Source organism: Aerosakkonema funiforme FACHB-1375, assembly GCF_014696265.1.
GTDB lineage: Bacteria > Cyanobacteriota > Cyanobacteriia > Cyanobacteriales > Aerosakkonemataceae > Aerosakkonema > Aerosakkonema funiforme_A.
Genome location: NZ_JACJPW010000003.1, coordinates 38,648 through 62,308, shown reverse-complemented (window position 1 = coordinate 62,308; position 23,661 = coordinate 38,648). Strand labels below are relative to the sequence as shown.

General features: G+C 44.6%; 17 protein-coding genes. 12 read left to right on the top strand and 5 right to left on the bottom strand.

The annotated features are described in order from the left end of the window. Positions 1-126: 126 nt before the first annotated feature. Positions 127-1,497, top strand: a complete 1,371-nt coding sequence (gene trxB / locus H6G03_RS01980; RefSeq protein ID WP_190461536.1) for a thioredoxin-disulfide reductase — start codon at positions 127-129, stop codon at positions 1,495-1,497. A gap of 129 nt (positions 1,498-1,626) precedes the next feature. Then, positions 1,627-3,408, top strand: coding sequence for a tetratricopeptide repeat protein (locus tag H6G03_RS01975; protein WP_190461535.1), 1,782 nt, complete (start codon positions 1,627-1,629; stop codon positions 3,406-3,408). A gap of 38 nt (positions 3,409-3,446) precedes the next feature. Here H6G03_RS01975 and H6G03_RS01970 read toward each other — a convergent pair whose 3' ends face one another. Beyond that, positions 3,447-4,019: a class I SAM-dependent methyltransferase gene (locus H6G03_RS01970; RefSeq protein WP_190461533.1), complete on the bottom strand. Its 573-nt coding sequence runs from the start codon at positions 4,017-4,019 to the stop codon at positions 3,447-3,449. A 115-nt stretch (positions 4,020-4,134) separates the two neighbouring features. Between H6G03_RS01970 and H6G03_RS01965 the strand changes: the two genes are divergently transcribed. The 4 genes from H6G03_RS01965 to H6G03_RS01950 all read left to right on the top strand — a co-directional run bounded on the left by H6G03_RS01965 (position 4,135) and on the right by H6G03_RS01950 (position 10,232). Then, a complete protein-coding gene (locus H6G03_RS01965; protein ID WP_190461530.1) occupies positions 4,135-5,019 on the top strand; it encodes an ABC transporter permease in 885 nt (294 codons plus the stop codon). Between the two features lie 95 nt (positions 5,020-5,114). Continuing rightward, positions 5,115-5,660, top strand: a complete 546-nt coding sequence (locus H6G03_RS01960; protein ID WP_190461528.1) for a hypothetical protein — start codon at positions 5,115-5,117, stop codon at positions 5,658-5,660. A 261-nt stretch (positions 5,661-5,921) separates the two neighbouring features. Continuing rightward, positions 5,922-8,957 (top strand): tetratricopeptide repeat protein, encoded by a 3,036-nt coding sequence (locus tag H6G03_RS01955; protein WP_190461526.1) that lies wholly within the window; start codon positions 5,922-5,924, stop codon positions 8,955-8,957. A gap of 402 nt (positions 8,958-9,359) precedes the next feature. Next, entirely contained in the window at positions 9,360-10,232 is an 873-nt protein-coding gene (locus H6G03_RS01950) for an ROK family protein (RefSeq protein ID WP_190461525.1), read from the top strand. Here H6G03_RS01950 and H6G03_RS01945 read toward each other — a convergent pair. Further along, the gene (locus tag H6G03_RS01945; RefSeq protein WP_190461523.1) at positions 10,224-10,643 is read right to left on the bottom strand and encodes a hypothetical protein; all 420 of its coding nucleotides are present in this window, start codon (positions 10,641-10,643) and stop codon (positions 10,224-10,226) included. The two genes, H6G03_RS01950 and H6G03_RS01945, sit on opposite strands and share 9 nt — an antisense overlap. A 150-nt stretch (positions 10,644-10,793) precedes the next feature. After that, positions 10,794-12,494 (bottom strand): CTP synthase, encoded by a 1,701-nt coding sequence (locus H6G03_RS01940; protein ID WP_190461521.1) that lies wholly within the window; start codon positions 12,492-12,494, stop codon positions 10,794-10,796. A 146-nt stretch (positions 12,495-12,640) separates the two neighbouring features. On the opposite strand from H6G03_RS01940, the gene H6G03_RS01935 reads away from it, so the two are divergent. Together H6G03_RS01935 and H6G03_RS01930 are read left to right on the top strand one after the other, a co-directional pair. Then, entirely contained in the window at positions 12,641-12,811 is a 171-nt protein-coding gene (locus tag H6G03_RS01935; protein WP_190461519.1) for a hypothetical protein, read from the top strand. Then, complete coding sequence (locus H6G03_RS01930; protein WP_190461517.1) at positions 12,804-13,373, top strand: pyridoxamine 5'-phosphate oxidase family protein; 570 nt, start codon at positions 12,804-12,806, stop codon at positions 13,371-13,373. The genes H6G03_RS01935 and H6G03_RS01930 overlap by 8 nt, the downstream gene beginning before the upstream one ends. A 15-nt stretch (positions 13,374-13,388) precedes the next feature. Here H6G03_RS01930 and H6G03_RS01925 read toward each other — a convergent pair whose 3' ends face one another. Beyond that, complete coding sequence (locus H6G03_RS01925; RefSeq protein ID WP_190461515.1) at positions 13,389-13,568, bottom strand: hypothetical protein; 180 nt, start codon at positions 13,566-13,568, stop codon at positions 13,389-13,391. Positions 13,569-13,571: 3 nt separating this feature from the next. Between H6G03_RS01925 and H6G03_RS01920 the strand changes: the two genes are divergently transcribed. The 4 genes from H6G03_RS01920 to H6G03_RS01905 all read left to right on the top strand — a co-directional run bounded on the left by H6G03_RS01920 (position 13,572) and on the right by H6G03_RS01905 (position 21,070). Next, positions 13,572-15,323: an N-acetylmuramoyl-L-alanine amidase gene (locus H6G03_RS01920; RefSeq protein ID WP_190461514.1), complete on the top strand. Its 1,752-nt coding sequence runs from the start codon at positions 13,572-13,574 to the stop codon at positions 15,321-15,323. A gap of 76 nt (positions 15,324-15,399) precedes the next feature. Continuing rightward, positions 15,400-15,960, top strand: coding sequence for an NUDIX hydrolase (locus tag H6G03_RS01915; protein ID WP_190461512.1), 561 nt, complete (start codon positions 15,400-15,402; stop codon positions 15,958-15,960). 285 nt (positions 15,961-16,245) lie between these two features. Then, positions 16,246-19,887, top strand: a complete 3,642-nt coding sequence (locus tag H6G03_RS01910; protein WP_190461510.1) for a PAS domain S-box protein — start codon at positions 16,246-16,248, stop codon at positions 19,885-19,887. Between the two features lie 4 nt (positions 19,888-19,891). Further along, positions 19,892-21,070, top strand: a complete 1,179-nt coding sequence (locus H6G03_RS01905; RefSeq protein WP_190461508.1) for a hybrid sensor histidine kinase/response regulator — start codon at positions 19,892-19,894, stop codon at positions 21,068-21,070. A gap of 163 nt (positions 21,071-21,233) precedes the next feature. Here the strand turns inward: H6G03_RS01905 and argZ are convergent, their stop codons facing one another. After that, entirely contained in the window at positions 21,234-23,348 is a 2,115-nt protein-coding gene (argZ, locus tag H6G03_RS01900; protein ID WP_190461507.1) for a bifunctional arginine dihydrolase/ornithine cyclodeaminase, read from the bottom strand. Positions 23,349-23,661 lie beyond the last annotated feature (313 nt).

Sequence of the window (23,661 nt, the reverse complement as noted above, 5' to 3'; positions counted from 1 at the left end):
GTTCAGCTTTTCCCTGCCTTCCTCCAGACGGTCTGACTTAACAGCTGAGCTTCTTGCCATCCACGCGGACAGTTACAAAACTTTATGCTATATTATCCATAGTCGTTATGAGTTTGTTTTAGAACTATGGCAAATGCGACAGTAGAAAATCTGGTTATTATTGGCTCTGGGCCAGCAGGTTATACAGCGGCGATCTACGCAGGGCGGGCTAACCTGAAACCGTTTGTATTTGAGGGCTTTCAAGCTGGGGGGTTGCCTGGTGGACAGCTGATGACGACCACGGAAGTCGAGAATTTTCCTGGCTTTCCAGAGGGGATAATGGGGCCGGAATTAATGGATCGGATGAAGGCCCAGGCAGAAAGATGGGGCGCGGAGTTGGTGACGGAGGATGTTACATTTGTGGATCTTAGCCAGCGTCCTTTTATAGTGCGATCGGAAGAACGGGAAATTAAAGCTAACAGCATTATTATTGCTACGGGTGCGACGGCAAAACGGTTGGGTTTGCCTAGCGAACATCAATTTTGGAGTCGGGGGATTTCAGCTTGTGCAATTTGTGATGGCGCTACCCCGATTTTCCACGGCGCTGAACTGGCGGTAGTAGGCGCAGGTGATTCGGCGGCGGAAGAGTCGATTTACCTGACTAAGTATGGTTCTCGCGTGCATTTGTTGGTCAGAAGCGATCGGATGCGTGCTTCCAAAGCAATGCAGGATCGGGTGCTGAATAATCCCAAAATCGCGGTTCACTGGCATACGCAAGCAGTGGATATAGTTGGGGAAGGCGATCGCATGAATGGCATCAAAATCCGCGATACTAAGACTGGTGAAGAAAGCGTGCTGGCAGTGAAGGGGTTATTCTACGCGATCGGTCATACTCCCAATACTTCTTTGTTTAAAGGACAGTTAGAACTCGATGAAGTAGGTTACATTGTCACCAAGCCCGGTTCTGTGGAAACCAGCGTAGAAGGCGTGTTTGCGGCTGGAGACGTGCAAGACCATGAGTTTCGCCAAGGTATTACTGCTGCTGGTAGTGGCTGTATGGCGGCAATGCTAGCAGAAAGGTGGCTTTCGGCTCATGGTTTGATTCAAGAATTTCATCAAACGTCTGCGCCTGAAAAGCCAGATAGTCCTGCAACAGCGAAGAAAACGGAAATTGAGCAAGCATCGGAGTTTGATTTGGGGGCGACTCGCCAGTATGGTGGTTATGCGTTACGGAAGCTTTTCCATGAGAGCGATCGTCTGCTAGTAGTTAAGTATGTGTCACCTCACTGCGGCCCTTGCCATACTCTCAAGCCCATTTTAAATAAAGTGGTGGATGAATTTGACGGCAAAATTCATTTCGTGGAAATTGACATCGAACAAGACCCAGAAATTGCCGAAAACGCTGGCGTTACTGGCACGCCAACAATTCAGTTTTTCAAAGACAAAGAGTTGCTAACCGAACTGAAAGGCATTAAACCTAAGAGTCAATATCGCCAGTTAATTGAAAGTTACTTGTAGTGATGCGTACAGAGAAACCCGGTTTCTTGAAGAAACCGGGTTTCTGTCTTGAAGAAACCCGGTTTCTGTTGTATATTTAATTTAAGTAATTTTACATTCAAATATCTAACTTTTGTATAAAATCAATTTATGAACATAACTGATTTGCTAAAACAAGCGGAAGAATATTTAAATCAAGACAAGTACGATGAGGCGATCGCTCTCTACGAGCAATGTATTGAGGCCGCGCCTAATGTAAAATCTAATTATTGGCAATTAGGATTGGCTCTGCTTTTAGCAGGACGAGAAGAAGAAGCACAGGCTTGCTGGTTTTCTGTACTTTTTGAAGGAGAACCGGAAGAAATTGAACGTTTAACTAAGGAATTACTCGACATCTTACAAATAGAAGGAATAAAATACTTAGAAACAGGGAAGTACGAACAAGCAGAAAAAATTTATTTCCAGTTCGTAGAACAAGATCCGAAAAACCCCATTGCGTATAAAAATTTAGGTAACGTTCTCTATAGTCAAGGTAAATTAGAAGAGGCGATCGCCTATTACCAAGAAGGTATTGAATTGGAGCCAAACGACGCCATAACTTATTATCATTTAGGCAATGCTTTTCATCAATTGAATAGGCTGGAAGAAGCGATCGCGCATTACCAACAATCGCTTGCTATCTCTCCAAAATCTCCTACTGTTCTGAATAATTTGGGTAATTCGTTGCAGAGAAAGGGTAAATTTGAAGAGGCGATCGCTTGCTACCAACAATCCATAACGCTAGATTCCAATAATGCTTTAACATACAATAACTTGGGCAGTGTTTTTAACAGCCAAGGCAAAATGGAAGAAGCGCTTGCTTGTTTCCAGCAAGGTTTGAATTTAGAGCCAGACAATGTTGAATCTTACAATAATTTGGCTGTATCTTATCAAAAGCACAGACAATACGAAAAAGCATTAGAATGTTGCGATCGAGCCATTGAAATCAAGCCAAATTATGCAGATGCTCATTGGAATCGAGCGTTAATCTTGCTTAGATTAGGAGACTACGAACGCGGCTTTATCGAATACGAATGGCGCTGGCAACGAAAAGAAAACCAACCCCGCTTTCTACCTAAACCTATCTGGGATGGTTCAAATATTGAAGGTAAAACTATTCTACTACAAGCCGAACAGGGGATAGGAGATCTAATTCAATTTATCCGTTACGTACCTTTATTGGTAAAGCTTGGCGCTTGCATAATAGTTGAATCTCACCAACAGTTGGTGAGATTGCTGAGAAATGTTGAAGGAATTGATAAGGTAGTAGCTATAGGCGAAACTTTACCTGAATTTGATGTTTACATCCCCCTCCTCAGTGTACCCCGCATCTTGGGAACAACTCTGGAAACTATACCAGCCACAATTCCCTATATAGCACCTCTAAAAGAGGTTAGATTTCCACTGGATGATTCAGACGAATCTTACTTAAAAGTAGGGATAGTTTGGGCGGGTAATCCCAAACATTTAGACGATCGCAAAAGATCCACTTCTCTCCAGCAGTTTTTGCCTATTTTCAACATTTCCCATATTACTTTCTACAGCTTGCAAAAAGGGCCAAAAGCAGCAGAAATAAGCGAAATATCCTTACCAATAAACCTAGTAGACTTAAACAGTAAAATTAATGATTTTGCCGATACCGCTGCGGTGATAGCCCAACTCGATTTAGTAATAACTGTCGATACCGCTGTTGCCCATTTAGCTGGAGCAATGGGTAAGCCAGTATGGGTGCTTTTATGCTATAATCCCGACTGGCGATGGATGATCGATCGCGAAGATACTCCTTGGTATCCCAGCGTGCGTTTGTTCCGGCAAAATCGTTCTGGAGATTGGCAAGAGGTTTTGGAAAGGGTAGCGCAAACTCTAACAGAATTTACGCGATGTGCTTTGTAATTTTGAACAGCCCTATTCAATTATAAAGGTTTGGATACTTAATTAATATCTTCTTTCACAACTTCTAATACCATTTCTATTTGTTCGATCAAATTATTATAATAAGTGCTTTCCGAGAGCAAAAATTGCACATCTACTTCTGCTTCTGGGTGGAGATCGAACCAATGCGAACTCGGTTTGTAGTAAGTTTCAATTAACTCAAAATTAACGCCTAAATATAACCCTAGCGGTGAATTAGCTGCTTTTTCTTCTATCCATTTGCGATTTAACCTTTGGGAAAAAAGCGACAAACCCATCGGAGTTACGACTCGCACATGAGTGGGATCGTCAAAAAAGAAATCGTGGCGGTGATGAGGAACGATAATCTGGATTTTCGCGCCGCGTTCGCAGATGCGATACATTTCTTTGAAGATATTGAGGTAGGTGTTACTATTTTGGCCTAAATGTTCGAGAACGTGTATGAGCAAAATTTCGCTGACTGAATTATCCTCCCAAGGCCAAGGAAAAATTTCCAGGTCTTGTTTGACATCGGGATTGCCGTATTTATCAACATTTATATAGCCCTCGAAATGTCTTTCACCACAACCCAGATTCAGCCGTAAGCCAGTCATAACTGTAGTTTTCCTTTAAAAAAAATTGCTATTGTTGATTTTAGTATCACCAAAACAGCTAAAGTTTAGATTAAACTTATTTTAGCGTTTAAATGATAGATTTGATTTTATACAGATGACCATCTCTAAACGAAAGTTACCGAAATTTTGGCCTTTTGCCGATCGTCCCAGCCTTTCCATGCAGCTAATGGCAGTAGGACTGGCGATAACGCTCTTTTTCGTGTTAATAGCTATTTTCGCTTCCACATTTCAGGGGTGGGGATGGCTGCAAAACCCAACCGTATCTCTAACCAATCCGCAAGGGGAAGCGCCCTCGTGGAATCATTGGTTCGGTACGAGTAGTGAGGGGTACGATGTTTTCTCGCGGACTCTGTTTGGCAGTCAAGCGGCGCTGCAAGTGGTGATTTTAGCAACAGCATTCAGTTTGGTAATCGGCGTGCCGCTGGGCTTGGTAAGCGGTTATTTGGGAGGCAGGCTCGATCGCGTATTGCTCTTCGTAATGGATACAATTTATACCCTACCGGGGCTACTGCTGTCGATGACGCTGGCTTTTGTGGTGGGGCGGGGAGTTTTGAATGCAGCGATCGCCATCAGCATTTCCTACATTCCTCAATACTATCGCGTGGTTCGCAACCACACCGTTAGCGTTAAAACCGAACTGTTTATCGAAGCGGCCCAAGCAATGGGCGCTGACACCTGGACTGTTTTGTCGCGCTACCTATTTCTGAATGTAATTCAGAGCGTACCTGTGCTGTTTACCCTCAATGCTGCTGACGCGATTCTGACACTCGGAGGTTTGGGCTTTCTGGGTTTGGGACTCCCCACTGAAGTGCCAGAATGGGGTCAAGATATCAAAATGGCTTTGAGCGCATTATCCAGAGGTATTTGGTGGACAACCTTTTTTCCAGGTTTTGCTCTAACTCTAATGGTTGTGGGGCTATCGTTATTGGGTGAAGGATTGAGCGAGTTTGTCAATCCTGGTTTGCGGGAAAGAAAATAGAGGGGAAAAAAGTCAAAAGTCAAAAGTCAAAAATAGGAACTAGAAATCGTCTCATCAGTCAAATAATTGGTGAGTGTTTTCCAGGGGATGCTAGAATGAAGAAGAAAGTTTTCTTAGTTGCCGCAATTGGTTGTTTGACGATTCCCATCGGCGCAGCAGGATTATTTGGATCTGTTGCGGATTCATCTGTAAACGCACAACAATTTATTTCCGGTTCGACTGCTATTGCCCAGCGCACAAATCAAGTTAGAAATCCAGACGAACCGATTAACGTTACTTTAAATGAAAGGTTTTCTTTGGCAAATTCGCTGATGAGAATCAAGCAGATTCAAGGAGCGCTGACAAGTTTTCGGACGCTGACAGCAAGAAGTAAACCGAAGCTCGGACAAACAGCGATCGCCACCATAGGCAACACCGATCCGGAAACTCAAACTCTGGGTTTTACCAATTGGGTTGGTGCTGTAGAAGGAACGGTCAGGCAACAAAATTATCAAATCAAAAAGCTGGAGTTCGAGTTGGCGAAAAAGCAATTTGAAGACAAACAAATTTCTCAAACTGCATTTAACCAAAAAAGGGCGGCTTACCAGCAAGCAGAACGGGAATTTCAAAATTTCTTGAATTCTTTTAGGATTGTAGATTGACAGGCAAAGTATTTGGGCTGAAAATTTGTAAGCATTCAGCCGTCAGGTATCAGCGTAGAGCTTTGGGAAGAATTGATCGCCAGCAGTAGGGGCGGGGTACCCCACCCCTACTTAAGTCCTATCTGGAGGATTAGCTGATGGCTGGGCTGACTGCTGATAGCTGAATGCTCGCGAAAATTTTGGATTTGAAGCAGAAACGTTAGCCCAATGACTACTTATTAAGAGCGATGATATAATTTGATAATAACGAGGAATTTGAAAATGGACGAGCGAAGATTTATCCAAGAACTACCAGCATTATATGAAAATTGGGGAGACAAATCGGTAAGTCCCAAATCAGATCGATTTCAACCTATCCTCGATCGAACTCAAGCAAAGTCCGCAGCTAACGTGATGCAACTGCTAAATTTTGCCGTGGAGTGCATGGAAGCAGATGAAGTTTACTGCCAAATAGGTTGCTTGCCCGTAGAGAATTTGCTCGGCGCACTGCTAGATAACCCAGAAAAAATGGCTTATGCAGTGGACAAATTCTCGGAAATTGATGTTGCGGAGAATGCCCAAGAGCAAATTATTGAAAAATTATCGAGTTTGGCTCTAGATAGACAAGTATTTTTCTGCGAACAAGAGTTTGAAGAATTTTTCTTCGATCTAAGAGAAATTATGCCAGAAGCAAAAATTGGCGTGTATTTTTATGATGGCCCACACGACTACAGATCTGAGTTAGTAGCACTACTTCTAGTAAAGCCTTTCCTGGCAGAGCGAGCTTTAATAATTGTAAATCACAGTAATTGCAGTGCAGCGCAACAGGCAACTTGGGACTTTTTAGCTGCTCACCGTCAGTGTCAATTGCTGTTAGATTTTCCCAAGTTTGGTAATGGGATTCAAATTTTAAGCTGGGATATAAATCAAGAAAATTTATATAATTGGTCTACTGTTGCCGAAGAATGTCGTAACGAGAAAGCAATAAAAGCAATTGCTAAATTAAATTTAGAATTTGAGAAAGAAAAAGAACAAGCAATAAAGACTCTCTATAAAGAAGCCTTAGCGTTGCAACATTTTAATCAGTTTAGCGAAGCAGAAACAAAATACAGAGAAATTATATCATGGGATGGAAAGCAAGCAAATGCGTGGCATAATTTGGCGATGCTTTATTACATGAAGGAGGAATACCAAGATGCACTACTTATGCTAATAAAAGCTTTGCAGATGGATAGTTCAGTAGCTCTATACCATTATAGTTTTGGTTTGATAATGGAAAAAATGGATAACGCGCCGAAAGCGATTAGGGCTTACGAACAAGCGATCGCGCTTAATCCCGAAATAATTGATGCTTATAATAACATCGGAAATATATGGTTAGCAGAGGGCGATTTGGATCGGGCTGAGTCAATTTACCGTCAGGCGATCGCCGCCAATCCCGATCTTTATGGCAGCTACCTTAATTTGGGAAATGTTTTGAGAACGAAAAACCAACTTGATGAAGCGATCGAATATTATGAAAAAGCTTTGCAATTAAAGAATGCAGAACCGTTTATACTCTACAACTTAGGGTTGGCTTTTGAAGCTAAACAAGCTCCAGCAGAAGCAGCCGAATACTTCGGTTATGCTGCTTATAGAGAGGGAAAATATGAAGAAGCGATCGAGTATTATAAAAAATTCTTGACCTACCGAACTGGCGATATATACTTTTATAACGCTTTGGCTGAGTGTTACAAAAAATTGAATCAAGCAGAAGAAACTATAAAAACTTACCAAGAAGGCATCAAGCAACATCCCAATTCAGCTTATCTTTACTTTATGCTGGTAATTTCTATGCAAGATTTTGGGATGACTGAGGAAGCGATCGAACTCGCAACCCAAGCTTCGCAAATGTTGCCGAACGATTTGAGTTTGAAGCTTGAAAAGCAACGGTTGCTGCCGATTGTTTACGATACAAACGAAGAAATTGATTATTACCGTTCTCGGTTTATCCACCACCTAGAAGAATTAGTTCTGGAAACCAATTTAGATACTGAAGAAGCGATAAACAAAGCAGTAATAGGAATAGGATGTCGGACAAATTTTTACTTACAGTACCAAGGAAAAAATGATTTAGACTTACAAATCAAGTATGGAGAATTCGTACATAAAGTCATGGGCGCTAAATATCCTGAATGGGTAAGACCTCTGCCCATGCCACCCCTGAGTGAAGATGGCAAAATTCGGGTAGGATATATTTCTCCTCATCTCTACAGCCATTCAGTGGGTTTATTAGCTTTAGGCTGGCTGAAAAATCACGATCCTAACAAAATAGAGGTTTACTCTTATTACAATAATCGGCAATGGGACCCAATAAACGAGCAATTCCGGCTTTACAGCCAAGTTTTTCACCAGCTTCCAGACGATCCACAAGCAATCTGCGAACAAATTATTGCCGACAATTTGCACGTACTGGTATTTCTAGATATCGGGATGCAGGCACAGATTACACAGATGGCAGGACTTCGGCTTGCACCAATACAGTGTACTACTTGGGCGCATCCAATTACTTCGGGCATACCGACGATCGACTACTTTTTATCCTGCGAATTGATGGAACCGGAAAATGCAACAGAACATTATTCGGAAAATTTAATCTCTCTGCCCAATATAGGCTTCTGCTACTCAAAACCTCTGTTACCAGAACAAAGAAAAACCCGCGCTGGATTAGGAATAAGAGAGAATGCGATCGTTTATTTATCCAGTCAGTCTTTGTACAAATACTTGCCGCAGTATGACTATATATTTCCAGCCATTGCAAAGCGGGTTCCCCAAGCTCAATTTGCCTTTCTAAGTTCTCAGAAAGGTAAATGGATAACAGAAAAGTTTCGGCAAAGACTTCAAAAAGCTTTTGCCAGCATGGGCTTGAATAGCGAAGATTATTGCACTATATTGCCGAGACTTAGTGGCAAGGATTATATGAGTTTAAACTTAGTTTCAGATGTTTATATAGATACTTTTAGTTGGTCTGGGGGGAACACAACGCTACAAGCGATCGCCTCTCATTTACCGATCGTTACCTGTCCCGGCGAATTCATGCGCGGTCGTCATTCCTACGGCATCTTGAAAATGCTGGGAGTGACGGAAACAATTGCTCGTAATGAAGATGAATATATTGAAATAGCAGTCCGCTTGGGTTTAGATCCGGAATGGAGAAAAAGTATCGTCCAAAAGGTAATCGATAATAATTCTCGTGTCTTTGAAGATAAAACTTGCGTAGTAGCGTTGGAGGAATTTTACCAGCGCGTGGTACGGGAAAAGCAACTGGGTGGGCTTTAAGATTACTAAATTATCGTTTGTCAGCTTAGATTGTAGCGAACCAATGCAATCTCAGCTTTTTTGCGTTGGCTAAAGTTAGAGCGAACTAAACTATAGATTGGAAATATTTAAAGCTTCTGGTGAAGCCGTAGAAAATGCAGAATTAGCCGAAGGATTTCTTTTCTAGAAGACTCAGGAGAGGAGAAATATCGGTTAGGCAAGAGGAGAAGAGGGGGAGAAATTATAATTATTTACTGCTGAGGATTCGACACTAGCGATCGAGCATAGTTGGCTCGCCTATGAGAAAAATTTACTCGCAATTGACTTATTTTAACTCACCGCTGAGTATGCTATGTTTTAAATCTCTTCCCCTATTCCCTAAACCCTATACCCTCTTTTTCTTTGATAATGGAAATCGAAACAATGCCTCAAGTAATGGGAATCGATTTAGGCGGAACAGCGATTAAGCTGGGACGATTCCTAGAAGATGGAACTTGCTTGCAGTCAATTACCGTACCAACACCGCAGCCGGCAACACCAGAAGCGGTTGTAGAGGCGATCGCAGATGCTATACTTGCCTGCGGTGGCAGTCAGGCAAAAGCGATCGGCTTGGGCACTCCTGGCCCAGCAGATGCCGCCGGTCGGATTGCCAAAATAGCAATTAATTTGTCTGGGTGGAAAGATGTACCCCTAGCTGATTGGTTAGAAGCAAAGACGGGTTTACCGACAATTATCGCCAACGATGCTAATTGCGCGGGATTGGGGGAAGCTTGGTTAGGTGCGGGTCGTCGCTTTCCCAATCTGATCTTACTCACCTTGGGAACTGGCGTGGGTGGTGCGATTATCCTGGATGGCAAGTTATTTACCGGACATCAAGGTGCGGCTGGGGAACTGGGGTTGATCGCTTTGTACCCAGATGGCCCAGAATGCAATAGCGGCAATCGCGGTTCCTTGGAACAACACGTATCTATACAAGCAATTCGACGCCGGACGGGGTTGGAACCGGAGGAACTGGGTCAGCGGGCATTAGCAGGCGATCGCTTTGCTTTAGAATTCTGGGAAAGTTACGGACGAGATCTCGGTATTGGTTTGGCTAGTCTGATTTACATTCTGACGCCAGAAGCGATCGTTATTGGTGGGGGAATAAGTGCGAGTGCGGAATTTTTCTTCCCAGCAGCTATGGCAGAAATTGAGCGTCGAGTTCTCCCCAGTTCCCGCAGCGGTTTGCAGCTTTTGCCAGCAGAGTTGGGCAACCAAGCGGGAATGGTGGGTGCAGCCAAATTGGCTTTAGGGTAATAAATATCCCGTTACCTGTTTGATATAATTCAAAATTTTTTCATACGCTTCTCGATTAGTTTGCGGGTGGATCACAATTGGCATAGCGTTATCTGGCAACCAAAAAGTTATTCTGCCGTTCGGTTCGCATTGAAAAGCACTGATGCACTTAAGGTTGATTAAATAATCGTTCCGCTCGTAATGAATTTTGACCCAATAAGACTCAAAATTCTGCCCTGTAGTTGCTTGAATGTAGGTCAGGACTTTTTGATGAGCTTCTGGGTGCCCCTGGGGATTGATGACGATCGGAAAAGCGCTTTCTGGTAACCAAAAGGTAATCCTGCTGTTGGGCTCATATGAAAAAGCACAAACTCGATCCAGATCGATTACATATTCTTTCCTCTCGTAAGTAATTTTGATCCAATAGGCCACAGGCTCTCCTTACACCGCAGTTTCGATCGCAGCAGACGCTATACCGGGCGTCGTACCGCTCCCCTGAAGCCCCCGCAATTAATATGGGGAACGAGCTGCACGCCGATCCTGAGCGTGCAGATACTTCAGGGAAGCAATTGCCGCCTCAGACTAGGATATTACGGAAGCATTCAGAGATGGGGTGGGCTCTTGGTTGGCGATAACCTGCTCTTTTACCGCAGAAGCTACTGCTAAGGGTGGTTCTTTGCCATCCCAAAGCTTGGCTAATGCCGCCTGAATAAATCCTTTAAACAGGGGATGCGGCGTACTGGGACGAGATTGAAACTCTGGGTGAAATTGGGTGGCAATGAAGAAGGGATGGTTGGGAAGTTCGATTATTTCCACTAAGCGCCCATCGGGGGAAGTGCCGCTGATGGCATAGCCGCTTTCCAGAAACAGATTGCGATAGGCGTTGTTAAATTCGTAGCGGTGGCGATGGCGTTCGTAAATCACTTCCTGCTGATAAAGGCGATAAGCTAAGGTATTGGGTGCCAAACGGCAAGCATACAAACCCAGCCTCATGGTGCCGCCCAAGTCTACTACATCTTGCTGTTCCGGCAGCAGGTTAATGACTGGATTTGCAGTATTGGGGGCAAACTCGGCGCTGTTGGCATCTTGTAAACCGGCAATGTGACGCGCCCATTCCACGACGGAACACTGCATCCCCAAGCACAAGCCCAAGAAGGGTATGTGGTTTTCGCGGGCGTATTTGACTGCGGCAATCTTACCATCCACACCGCGACTGCCAAAACCTCCCGGTACGACTATACCGTTGACGCCTTCTAAATAGTTTTCTGCGCCGTTGGCTTCGATGTCTTCTGCGCTTACCCAGCGGAGGTTAAGGTCGAGAGACAGGGCGATCGCTCCGTGACGGAGTGCTTCTATCATCGATAGGTAAGCATCGCTCAATCTGACGTATTTACCGACGATCGCAATTTCGATGCGGTTGGTGGGGCTGTAAAGGCGCTCTACTAAGGTTTGCCACTGGCTCAGATCCGGTTGGCGTTGCTCCAGTTGCAGTATTTCTAGTGCTTGCTGCGCCAGTCCTTCCCGTTCCATCATCAAGGGCACTTCGTAGATGCTGTTGGCATCTTGAGCGGCAATAACGCATTCCACAGGCACGTCGCAGAATTCCGAGAGTTTGTCTTTGATTCCCGATGGCAGGGGTCGATCGCACCGACAAACTAAAATATCTGGTTGAATCCCGATCGATCTCAATTCTTTCACCGAATGCTGCGTCGGCTTCGTTTTCATCTCCCCTGCCGAAGCGATCCAAGGCACCAGCGTTACGTGTACGTATAGCACGTTCTGCCGTCCCACATCCTTGCGGAGCTGCCGAATCGCTTCCATGAAAGGTAAGGATTCAATATCCCCTACAGTGCCGCCTATCTCCGTAATTACTACATCTGGATTTGTATTTTTTGCTACTCTTTGTATCCGCTCTTTAATCTCGTTGGTGATGTGGGGAATTACCTGCACCGTACCCCCCATATAGTCGCCCCGGCGCTCTTTGTTAATTACTGCTTGGTAAATCGAGCCCGTCGTGACGCTGTTGAGGCGAGACATCGACGTATCCGTGAAGCGCTCGTAGTGTCCCAAGTCCAGGTCTGTTTCGGCACCATCTTCCGTGACAAATACTTCCCCGTGCTGGTAGGGACTCATCGTTCCGGGATCGACATTGATATAGGGGTCAAGTTTCAGAATCGAGACAGAATAATCCCGCGATTTCAATAACCGCCCCAAGCTGGCGGCGACAATTCCCTTGCCAATACTGGAGACGACCCCGCCGGTCACAAAGACAAACTTAGTCATAATATGCTTAAAATTAGTGCGTTCTCGCAACCCACCCCGTTAATTGTGCCACACTCTTAGCAACTTGCATTCCATGTTAGCGAAATTTTATCGGCTTGACGGGGTTGCTTGCTGAATTTTTTAATCGGTATGAAGCGCTAATTAGTTTGACTGTTTTTTTGTTTGCTAAGAAGATTAAGTATTGGCAATTGCTGAAAATGCGATCGGTGGCTGGGCAATATGAAGTACGCAGAATCAAAATTTTACCATACCCTAGCAAACATCACCCAGATGCTAGCAGCAACGACAGCGATGATGAGGATTTTGTAAATGGCTAAGTTCTACTCAGAGTTGAATGAAGAGTTACGCAGATTTATTGAACAACAAAAAATCTTCTTTACGGCAACTGCACCAAAATCGGGCAGAATTAACTTATCGCCAAAGGGGAGGGATACGTTTCGCTGTATAGATAATAAAACAGCAGCTTATCTCGATTTAACTGGCAGCGGTAACGAGACGGCAGCACATTTAAATTCTTATCCCGATATTGGCAATGAGGACAATGCCAGGATGACTGTTATGTTTTGCAGCTTTGACGAGAAGCCTTTAATTTTGCGTCTTTACGGACGCGGGCGCGTCATTGGCCCCAGACATCAAGAATGGGATAAGTTTTACTCTCTATTTGAGCCGACACCGGGAGAAAGACAAATTATTGTGCTGGATATTGAATCGGTACAAACATCTTGCGGATTTGGCGTACCTATTTATGAATTAAAGGAAGAAAGGAGAACGCTTGTAGACTGGGCTGAAAAAAAGGGGAAAGAGGGCATAGTTGCATATTGGCGAGAGAAAAACCAAAAAAGTATTGACGGACTGCCGACAAAGATTTTTGGAGATTGATATAGGGGTTAGGGATTAGGGGTTAGCAAGTAGCACAGATATGCTAATTAGCAATAAGCTTTTTAGCAACTGACAACTGACAACTGACGACTGACGACTGACAACTGACAACTGACAACTGACAACTGACAACTGACGACTGACGACTGACAACTGACAACTGACAACTGACAACTGACAACTGACAACTGACAAAAAATGAGAAAAGTATTAGGATTAGTGGCATTAGCAACTGTGGTATCGTATCCAGCTTTGGCAGCAAAATCTCTTTATGTGGCTTTTCCACCGGCCAATTACCAAACCGCATCTGACCGGATCTTTTTTCTAGGAACAGCACCAGCAGGTGGAAGTGTGCTGGTGAATGGCAAAGTAATCCAAAGAAGTCCGACGGGACATTTTGCGCCCAGTTTGCCGCTGCGACTGGGAAATAATATTTTTACATTCCGCTATGGAGGTCAGGTACGCCAGATTAGGGTAACGCGAGTGTCAAGTCAACCGAGTCGTCCGGTGGGTCTGGCGTTTGGGAAAGATTCCCTCAAGCCGGGGGTGGATGTTGCTAAATTGTCTGGTGAACTGATTTGTTTTAGCGCGATCGCACCTCCCAACGCCACCGTCTCTGTAAAATTGGGAAATCAAACTATTCCTCTCGTACCTCAGTCACCAGTGGCAGAAGTGCCATCCAATTATGCCGCGTTGACCGGACAATATCAAACCAATCCTCGCTCTTTTAACGGTCAATACCAAGGTTGTGCTAAAGCTAACGCGGCTGGAAAATTGGGGCGTCCTCAATTTCAACTTTCAATCAACGGCAAAAGTACCACTCAGATGGCGCAGGGAAATATTGAAATTTTATCGCCAACGCAGTTAGAAATAGCAGAAGTAATTGTAGATTCTGCGATTACTCGCACTGGCGCAGGGACTGACTATTCTCGTCTGACGCCTTTGCCGAAAGGAACGCAAGCAACGGTAACCGGTCGCGAAGGAAAATGGTTGCGACTGGATTATGGTGGTTGGATAGAAGATAAGGAAGTCAGGATTATTCCAGCTGCTGCACCGCCTACTTCGATTATTCGCACTCTTCGCACCCGTCAGGTTCCCGGTGCGACAGAAGTTATCTTTCCCCTGCAAGTACCGGTGCCAGTTAGCGTACAGCAGGGCTCTAGCACTCTCGCTGTTACTCTCTACAATACTACCGCTCAAACCGATATCATTCGCTTTGATGATGACCCAATTGTTGCCCGCTTAGATTGGCAACAAGTAGCACCCTCGCAAGTGCAATATACTTTTAATCTGAAATCCCAGCAACAATGGGGTTATCAGATGAGATATGAAAGTAGCAACTTGGTGCTAACTTTGCGACATTCCCCCAATAGAACAAAAGAATCTCAAAAGAGTTTATCCGGGATTAAAATTCTTCTCGATCCGGGTCACGGCGGTGCTGAACCAGGCGCAGCGGGGCCAAACGGTTATTTGGAAAAAAATGTCAATCTCACGATCTCAAAGCTGATAAAAGACCGACTGGTGGCGCAGGGTGCTACAGTGTACATGACGCGGGAGGACGATCGCGAGCTGTCGCTGCAAGACCGGGTGGCGATCATCGATAAGTTGCAACCTGCGATCGCTATTTCCATTCACCACAATTCTTTACCAGATAATGGTGATGCCGAAAATACTAAGGGATTTTCCACTTTTTGGTATCATCCACAAGCTCATAGTTTGGCGATGTTTATCCAAAATTATGTAGTGCAAAAGTTGGGGCGTCCTGAATACGGTGTGTTTTGGAATAATTTAGCCTTAACTCGTCCGGCAACCGCACCTTCAATATTGTTAGAACTCGGTTTTATGAGCAATCCAAATGAGTTTGAATTGGTGATGAATCCGCAAGAACAACAGAAAATGGCAGATGCGATCGCCGATGGTATTACTGAATGGTTACGTATTAGTCATTAGTCATCGTTGATGAGCTATGATTAATTTTTTGCCATTATGATTGCTGAAAATTTCCAATCACTAGGACATATTACCAATGATTGAAAAGTGGAAAACCCTTAATTCCCAATTTGTTTTTAACAACAAATGGGTAACAATCAGGCAAGATGAAATAGAATTGCCTAACGGTAAAGTTATTGATGATTTTTTTATCATCGTTAGACCGGATATAGCCTTAGTATTTCCTGTCACCCCAAACCGAGAAGTTGTTTTTGTTCGTCAATACAGACACGCGACTAATGAAATTATGTTAGAACTTCCCGCTGGGGGGTTCGATCCGGAAACAGAAAGTGCGGAAACTGCCGCACGTCGGGAACTCCAAGAAGAGACGGGTTATGTTGCCGATCGAATGATTAAGCTAGCAACGCTATACGATAATCCGATTAAGGATACGAATAAAATTCATCTGTTTCTGACTGAAAATGTTACGTACTCTGGTAAGCGTAATCTGGATATTACAGAAGATATTGAAGTTGAATTGGTTCCCATTTCTGAAGTTATGGAAAAAGTTTATAGGGGAGAAATAAATGTTACTGGTACAACTACCGCCCTTTTTATGGGGCTACATTTTTTAGGCCACCTGCGGGCTGAAGGGTAAGTTTGATATTGCTAAGCCTAGAGAAAAAAGGGAAATTATACCAAATACGCTACGATTAGCCCCGTTATTATTGAGGACAGTTTGAGAGCGGCAGAGCGGCAGAGCGGGGGATTGGGGGAGTAGCAGAAGAAGATAGAGGTTAAAAAAGGCCGTAGCAGACCCGGATTTGGTATTACTTAGGATGAACTTGCGATCGCAAATACTGCGCTCGGTTAGCTAAGATTTATTTAATTGAGGAACGCGGTAACGAACCTAACCTATTTATCGCGACAACAAATAATAATTATGGAAGAATTAGCAGCAGCAGATGTTGAGCAAACATCTGAACTACAACAACTAAAAGAGCAATTACACGTGCAGACAGAACTTGCTCGCCAAGCAGAGGCTCGACTGCGCCATCTGACTGAAGAATTAGAAAGACAAGTAGCAGAAAAAACATTCGAGCTAAGGAGAGCGAATGCAGCTTTGCAAAGGCAACTCGATGGCCAAAAACGGCTTGTAGCAGGGCTGAGACAAGAGCGCAAATTCATGTCGGCTTTGCTGAACACTTCCGCCGCTTTGATTGTAGTTCTCGATCGCCACAAGTGCATTGTCCGCTTTAACCGGGCTTGTGAGAGAACTACGGGTTACTCGTTTCGGGAAGTCCGAGGTAAACAAGTCCACAATCTGTTCTTACTGCCAGAAGAAAGAGAGCGAGTTAAAGCTGTCTGTGGCAGAATTACTGCTGATAGTTCTCCGAATTATTGCGAAAACTACTGGGTGGCGAAAGATGGTTCTCGCCGACTGATTGCCTGGTCGAATACGCCGATTTTAAATAAGTGTAAAGAAGTTGAATATATAATAGCTGTTGGCATCGATATTACCGAAGGGGTGCGATCGTCTTCGGATCTGCAAGAGCGCGAACAGTTTATCCAACGCATTGCTGACGCCACTCCCGGTATTTTGTACCTGTACGATCGCATCGAACAGCGCAACGTCTATGTAAATAGCGCTGTTGCCGAGTTCCTGGATTATACGCCAGAGCAAATCGAGCCAATGAAAACAAACCTGATTTCTCATCTGCTGCATCCGGATGATTTAGAACAACTCGTAGAACAATCTCAAAAACGAATCGCTCAAGCTGAGGATGGGGAGATTTTGGAAATCGAGTATCGTTTGCGCCACGCCAACGGTGATTGGCGGTGGTTTCAAAGTCGAGAGACCGTATTTAATCGCACCGATCGGGGTATTGTCAAGCAAATTGTCGGAGTTGCCCAAGATATCACCGTTCGCAAACAAGCAGAAGAAGCATTACAGAAAAGTCAGCGTTTCATTCACCGGATTGCAGAAGCAGTTCCGGGTTTGATTTATATTTACGATCTGAACGAAAACCGCAATATTTACGTCAATCAACAAGCTAGTACAATTCTCGGTTACACGCCAGAGGAAATTCAAAAGTTAGGAAGCGCTCTGTTCCGAACTATTATGCACCCTGAAGATTGGGCCAGAATATCTAAATTAGTCGCATCGTTTCCCGCACTCAAGGATGGAGAAGCGAGTGAAACTGAGTATCGCCTCAGACACGCTAACGGTGAATGGCGCTGGTTTATGAGTCGGGACACTGTTTTTTCTAGAAATCCTGACGGTTCCCCCGCACAAACTCTCGGCACTGTTATAGATATTACCGCTCGCAAGCAAGCAGCCCAAGAACGGGAAAAGTTAGCCGCTTTGGTAGAAAACAGCTACGACTTTATTGCGATCGCAGCGCTAAATGGCCAATTGCTTTACGTAAATCAGGCCGGTTGTCAGCCGATCGGACTCGCAGCGGTAGATGCAGTTTCCAGCAAATGCCTGCTGGACTTTGTTCATCCGCAAGACCGAGAGTTTTGGTTACAGGAAGTGTTGCCCAGTATACGGCAGGCAGGTCGATGGGAAGGGGAATTGGGATTTGGGCATTTTCAAACTGGCGAGTTGATTCCGATGCGGGTGCATGGATTTGCGATCGAAGATCCGCAGACAAAAGAAACGATCGGCTTAGCTACAGTCAGTCACAATATTAGCGAACAAAAACTGGCAGAAGAGAAATTGCGACGCAAAACTTCCGAGATGGAAGCTATTTTTCAGGTTTTACCGGATTTGTACTTTCGTGTAGACGCTGATGGAACTTATCTCGATTACCATGCGGGACAAAAGCAAGATTTATATGTGCCGCCGACACAATTTATTAGCAAAAAAGTGTCAGAAGTGCTGCCCCCAAATGTGAGCGATCGAATTTGCTCTGCCATTCACCAAGTTCTTCAAACTGGCGAGTTAGTCATTTTAGAATTTTCTTTATCGATGGCAAATGGAGAACAATGGTATGAAACTAGGCTGTTACCGTTTTTAGAACAAGAAGTGATTAGTATTGTTCGCAACATCACGGAGAAAAAGCAGGCAGAAGACGCGCTTAAAAGAAGTGAAAAACTTTACCGCACTTTAGTGGAAAATTTCCCTAATGGAGCCGTAATTTTATTCGATCGCGATTTTCGCTACACCATTGCTGACGGTCAAGAATTGGTAGCTGCCGGTTTGTCTAAAGAAAATTTAGAAGGCCAAACTTTATGGGAGGCAGTTTCGCCAAAAAACCGGGAAATATTGGAGCCAAAATATCGGGCAGCGCTGGCTGGAGAGCAAAACACTTTTGAATTATCATACGCTGACCAAATCTACTCGATGACGGCTTTGCCAGTTAGAAATGAAAAGGGAGAAATCTTCGCTGGTATGGTTGTTTCGCAAAATATCAGCGAACGCAAACAAGCTATTTCTGTACTGCAACAAGCTAAACAAGAGCTAGAAATTAGAGTTGAAGAGCGCACATCTGAATTAAAGATTGCGAACGCACTACTGCGCCAGGAAATTGCAGAGCGTTTGCGGGTAGAAGCAGCTTTGCGAGAGAGCGAGGAGCGCTTTCGGAGCATTTTCGATCGAGCGGCGGTCGGGATCGCACAGGTGTTGCTATCCGGTCAGTTTTTTCTAGCCAATCAAAAGTTTGTCGATATTGTAGGTTACACAGTAGCAGAACTGCAACAAAAGACTTTCCCACAGATAACCCACCCCGATGACTTAACAACAAACTTAGCATACTACCGCCAGATATCGACAGGTGAAATTCACAATTACTCGATGGAGAAACGCTACATTCGTAAAGATGGTTTAGCGGTTTGGGTGAATATGACCGTATCGCTTTTGCGCGGTAATACGGGTGAGCCGAAGTATTTTATTCTGGTTGTGGAAGATATCAGCGATCGCAAGCAAGCAGAAGCACAAATCAAAGCTTCTTTGCAGGAAAAAGAAACTCTGCTCAAGGAAATTCACCATCGCGTCAAAAACAATATGCAGGTAATTTCCAGTTTGCTAGAACTGCAATCCCAATCTGTCAACGACGATCAGACGAGCGCTCTATTTCGCGAAAGCCAGCACCGCATCCATTCAATGGCACTTATTCACGAGCAATTATATCAATCCGAGCATTTAGATCTCATTAACTTCGCGGAATATATTGAAAACCTAGCTGCTAATTTGTTTCAGTCTTTTGGTTGCACCCGTAATAGCATCCATCTCAACCTTCAAGTAGGCAAAATTTTTCTCAATATAGAAACAGCCATACCCTGTGGTTTAATTATAAATGAACTGGTTTCTAATTCGCTCAAATATGCTTTTCCCAAAGGAAATCAAGGTCAAATTAGTATTATATTTAGCCAAGCTAATTCTCACCAATTTCACTTAAAAATTGGTGATAACGGCGTTGGTTTACCGCCTGACTTCGATATAGAAACCGCAGAAACACTGGGTTTGCGATTAGTCCGTATACTGACACGTCAGCTTAAGGGTGTTCTGGAAGTCGATCGCCATAACGGTACGCAATTTACAATTACTTTTTCTAAATTAAATTACCGCCGGAGGTTTTAAGAAAATGGCTAATCAAAAAATTATGGTAGTAGAAGATGAAATTATTGTAGCAGAAGATGTAGCAGGAAGATTGAGAAAGCTGGGTTACACAGTAACGGCAATTGCCACTACTGGAGAAGAAGCCATTCTAAAAGCAGAAGAAACACAACCCGATCTAGTTTTAATGGACATTGTGTTAGAAGGAAATATGGACGGCATAACTGCTGCTGAAAAGATTAGGAATAACTATCATATTCCGATAGTCTTCTTAACAGCTTATGCCGATGAAGAAACATTAAACAGAGCTAAATTAACAGACCCGTTTGGGTATATTCTGAAACCTTTCCAACAGAAAGATATGCACGCAACTATAGAAATAGCGCTGCACCGATATGAATTGGAAACAAAAATGCGTCAAGCTTTGGAAAGCTCAGAAGAACTCCGGCAAATCGCACAACAACAAGTGCTTCGCCAAAGCAAATATGTTGCAATGGCAGCTCACGAGTTACGCAATCCGTTAACTGCCTTAGTAGCTTCTACGAAATTGCTCGAATTTAACCGCACGCACTGGGATGAAGAAAGCAAAGCCAAATGTCTGCGTTTAATTCATTCAGCTATCCAAAATATGAACCAAATGATCGAGGATATACTCATCGTCGGTCGAGCGGAAGCTGACCAATTACAGTTTAATCCAGCACCACTTAATTTATCAGAATTTTGCTATCATTTCGTAGAAAGAATGCAATTAAGTGCTAATGGTAAGCACCGACTAAAATTTGTTTCTGATGGTGTTATCGTTGCCATAATAGATCAACGCCTACTACAGCATATTTTGTCTAATTTACTAACTAACGCTATCAAATATTCTCCCAATGGAGGCACGGTATACTTAGAACTCATTTGTGAGGAATCGGGAGTCAGTGCAAGAGAAGAAATCACAAATGAACAAGGAATATTGACAACTGAAAAAGTAGTAATTTTCCGCGTGCGAGACGAAGGAATCGGTATCCCGCAAAAAGATTTAGGAAAATTGTTTGAAGCGTTTCATCGGTGCAGTAATGTGGGTGCGATCGCAGGGAATGGTTTGGGATTGACAGTTGTCAAAAAAGCTGTTGAATTACACGGTGGCACGATCGCTGTCGAAAGCGAAGTGGGAATTGGCACGACTTTTACCATCAAACTGCCCTGCAAAATTAAAATATAGCTAGGGGTTAGGGGTTAGGGGTTAGGGGCTAGGGGGAAAAGGGAAAAGGGAAAAGGGAAAAAGGAAAAGGGAAGAAATTGTAAGTTTTGACTTTTGACTTTTGACTTTTGACTTTTGACTTTCCCACAATCAGTAGTAGGGTGGGCATTGCCCACCCACTTGGTTAGACTTTTTGAGCGAGACTATAAGGACTGGTCAACTTATCCAACTGTTGCACCAGCAAACTGAGGAATAATCCCACATCGGTAACGACACCAACAGATTCGATCGAACCCCGATCGCTCAATTTCGTCACCACCGCCGGGTTAATATCCACACACACCATCTTCACCCCAGCAGGCGTCATATTGCCCACACCGATCGAGTGCAACATCGAAGACAGCATCAAAATCATATCCGCACCTTGCAACAAGCGGGCATATTCTTCTTGCGCCTTAATCAAATCCATTTGCGTATCCGGCAAGGGGCCATCATCCCGAATCGAACCTGCCAAACAGAACGGCACATTGCTGCGAACGCACTCGTACATCACACCACTGCGGATAATTCCCATTTCCACCGCATTGGCAATACTGCCGCAACGACGAACAGTATTAATTACCTTCAAGTGATGTCGGTGTCCGCCACGCACAGCGACACCGCGTTTCATATCCACACCCAACGAGGTGCCCATCATCGCTTGCTCGATATCGTGGACAGCGATGGCATTTCCACCCAGCAACGCCTGTACGTAGCCATCCCGGATCAGACGCGACAGGTGTTCGCCGCCACCAGTATGAATTACTACCGGCCCAGCCGTTACCACCACCTTGCCAGCGCGATCGCGAATTTGGCGCAGTTCCCAGGCAATTTGTTCCACAACTAATTCCACACGGCGTTCGCTGGAAACACCCGCACCCATAAAGCTGAATTCCTGGGTATTACGCTGTTCGCGGGATTCAGTCTTGCGGATCGTGCGGATACCTTCCACACCCACAATTACCAGATCTCCCACTTCCAGATCCCGCAGCAACTTGCAGCGAGCTACTAGGCCATCAGGAGTGTGGTTAACTGCGATCGCGCCATCCATACGCTGATTTTGCACCCTCACCCACTGGCAATTCACCCGCACTTCTGTCGGATAAATAGTTGTAACGTAAAAATCATCGGGAGCGACACCCGCTTGCGTCACAGATGCGGTATTGACATCGCAAACTTCTTGCGGACGAGGCAAAGCACCCAGATCGATCAGCTGGGTCATGATCTCTTCCATGATGTCGTGAGAAGGAGCCGACACCTTCACTTCCGCCGAAGAAGTACTTTGGCGTTGCTCTCCCAAATTGAAATTCAGTACTTGGAAACTACCACCAGTGTCTACAACCAAGTCTAAAGCGCGACTGATCAGACCGGCATCCAGCAAGTGACCTTCCATCCGAATCGTGCGACTTTCCACTGACACATTCGCGTGTACTTCTGTCCGCACCGGCTCGGTTACCCTCAGAGTCAGGCACTTAGCCGCTCCACCAGCTTTGAGAAATTCCGTCAGCGGCGTTTCCACCACGCTGAATCCCACATGACGCAAGCGCTGTTTCAGGCTATCGCTCGCCTTGTTCATAATGACAACGCTATCTACGTTCACCGCATTGCAAGCGAAGTTGACCGCATCCGCTTCCTCAATGGCAATTCGCTTTTCTGGTGCGACCCGCATTTCAATTAAGCGATTCGAGTAAGAATCAAACGCGGCTGGATAGTAGAGCAAGTAGCCACCGCTGAGAGGACAGAAGCAGGTATCCAGATGGTAGAACCGCTCATCTGTCAGCCGCAACGATAGCACTTCGATATCCAGCCATTTGGCAAGATAGGGGTGGGAGTCGAGTTCCGAGCGGAAACCGTATCCAGCCCACAGCCAGCGTCCTTCCCGATCGAGCAAAGCATCGCCAGCACCTTCAAAAGGTAGGTCTTTGGGCAACTCATGTACCGTGTAGCCTTGGGACTCGAACCACTCTTTGAAGTGAGGTTCTTCCCCTTGTCGCTCTTTGTGGTAAAAGCGACTGAGAACTACGTTTTCACCCAAGACCAAACCGGCGTTAGCGGTAAATACCATGTCCGGCCAACCTTTTTGCGGTGTGACCAAATCTACGATCGCGTGGTCTTTGAGGATGTGGTAAAGTCCCTGCCACTGATCCACGGCGCGATCGCGTGACGATTTGTGAACGTTTCCTTCCATCCACGGGTTAATTACATAATCCACGTCGTAGTGGTCGGGCGGGCACATGAGGAAGCGAATGGGAGAACTCATAAACTCATCTTGACAAGTGAATAAGACGCAAAACTCTTATTGGATACAGACTTTCCATGTTCCAATTCTGTAGAACTTGTTACAAAAACTTTGCCTCTTTTATACTGAGACGTTTGACGCGGCCATAAATATTGTCGCGTCAAATACCAGATATATAGTGAAAGTCGGTAACCGAGGCTATTTTCTATCTTATTACTTGATGGCCATACCCAGAGCGCTTTTGTGCTGGTGAGTTAAAAGAAGAGAGAGGGGAAGGGGGAGAGTGGGGGAGTGGGAGAGTGTCAGGGAATTTTGGATTTTGGATTTTGGATTT

What these genes read in the sequence shown, in the direction of transcription:
- H6G03_RS01975 (WP_190461535.1), top strand. Translation starts at nt 1,627, where the DNA reads ATGAACATAACTGATTTGCTAAAACAAGCGGAAGAATATTTAAATCAA.
- H6G03_RS01950 (WP_190461525.1), top strand. Translation starts at nt 9,360, where the DNA reads ATGCCTCAAGTAATGGGAATCGATTTAGGCGGAACAGCGATTAAGCTG.
- H6G03_RS01955 (WP_190461526.1), top strand. Translation starts at nt 5,922, where the DNA reads ATGGACGAGCGAAGATTTATCCAAGAACTACCAGCATTATATGAAAAT.
- H6G03_RS01930 (WP_190461517.1), top strand. Translation starts at nt 12,804, where the DNA reads ATGGCTAAGTTCTACTCAGAGTTGAATGAAGAGTTACGCAGATTTATT.
- H6G03_RS01970 (WP_190461533.1), bottom strand. Translation starts at nt 4,019, where the DNA reads ATGACTGGCTTACGGCTGAATCTGGGTTGTGGTGAAAGACATTTCGAG.
- H6G03_RS01915 (WP_190461512.1), top strand. Translation starts at nt 15,400, where the DNA reads ATGATTGAAAAGTGGAAAACCCTTAATTCCCAATTTGTTTTTAACAAC.
- argZ (WP_190461507.1), bottom strand. Translation starts at nt 23,348, where the DNA reads ATGAGTTCTCCCATTCGCTTCCTCATGTGCCCGCCCGACCACTACGAC.
- H6G03_RS01905 (WP_190461508.1), top strand. Translation starts at nt 19,892, where the DNA reads ATGGCTAATCAAAAAATTATGGTAGTAGAAGATGAAATTATTGTAGCA.
- H6G03_RS01965 (WP_190461530.1), top strand. Translation starts at nt 4,135, where the DNA reads ATGACCATCTCTAAACGAAAGTTACCGAAATTTTGGCCTTTTGCCGAT.
- H6G03_RS01940 (WP_190461521.1), bottom strand. Translation starts at nt 12,494, where the DNA reads ATGACTAAGTTTGTCTTTGTGACCGGCGGGGTCGTCTCCAGTATTGGC.
- H6G03_RS01960 (WP_190461528.1), top strand. Translation starts at nt 5,115, where the DNA reads ATGAAGAAGAAAGTTTTCTTAGTTGCCGCAATTGGTTGTTTGACGATT.
- H6G03_RS01910 (WP_190461510.1), top strand. Translation starts at nt 16,246, where the DNA reads ATGGAAGAATTAGCAGCAGCAGATGTTGAGCAAACATCTGAACTACAA.
- trxB (WP_190461536.1), top strand. Translation starts at nt 127, where the DNA reads ATGGCAAATGCGACAGTAGAAAATCTGGTTATTATTGGCTCTGGGCCA.
- H6G03_RS01920 (WP_190461514.1), top strand. Translation starts at nt 13,572, where the DNA reads ATGAGAAAAGTATTAGGATTAGTGGCATTAGCAACTGTGGTATCGTAT.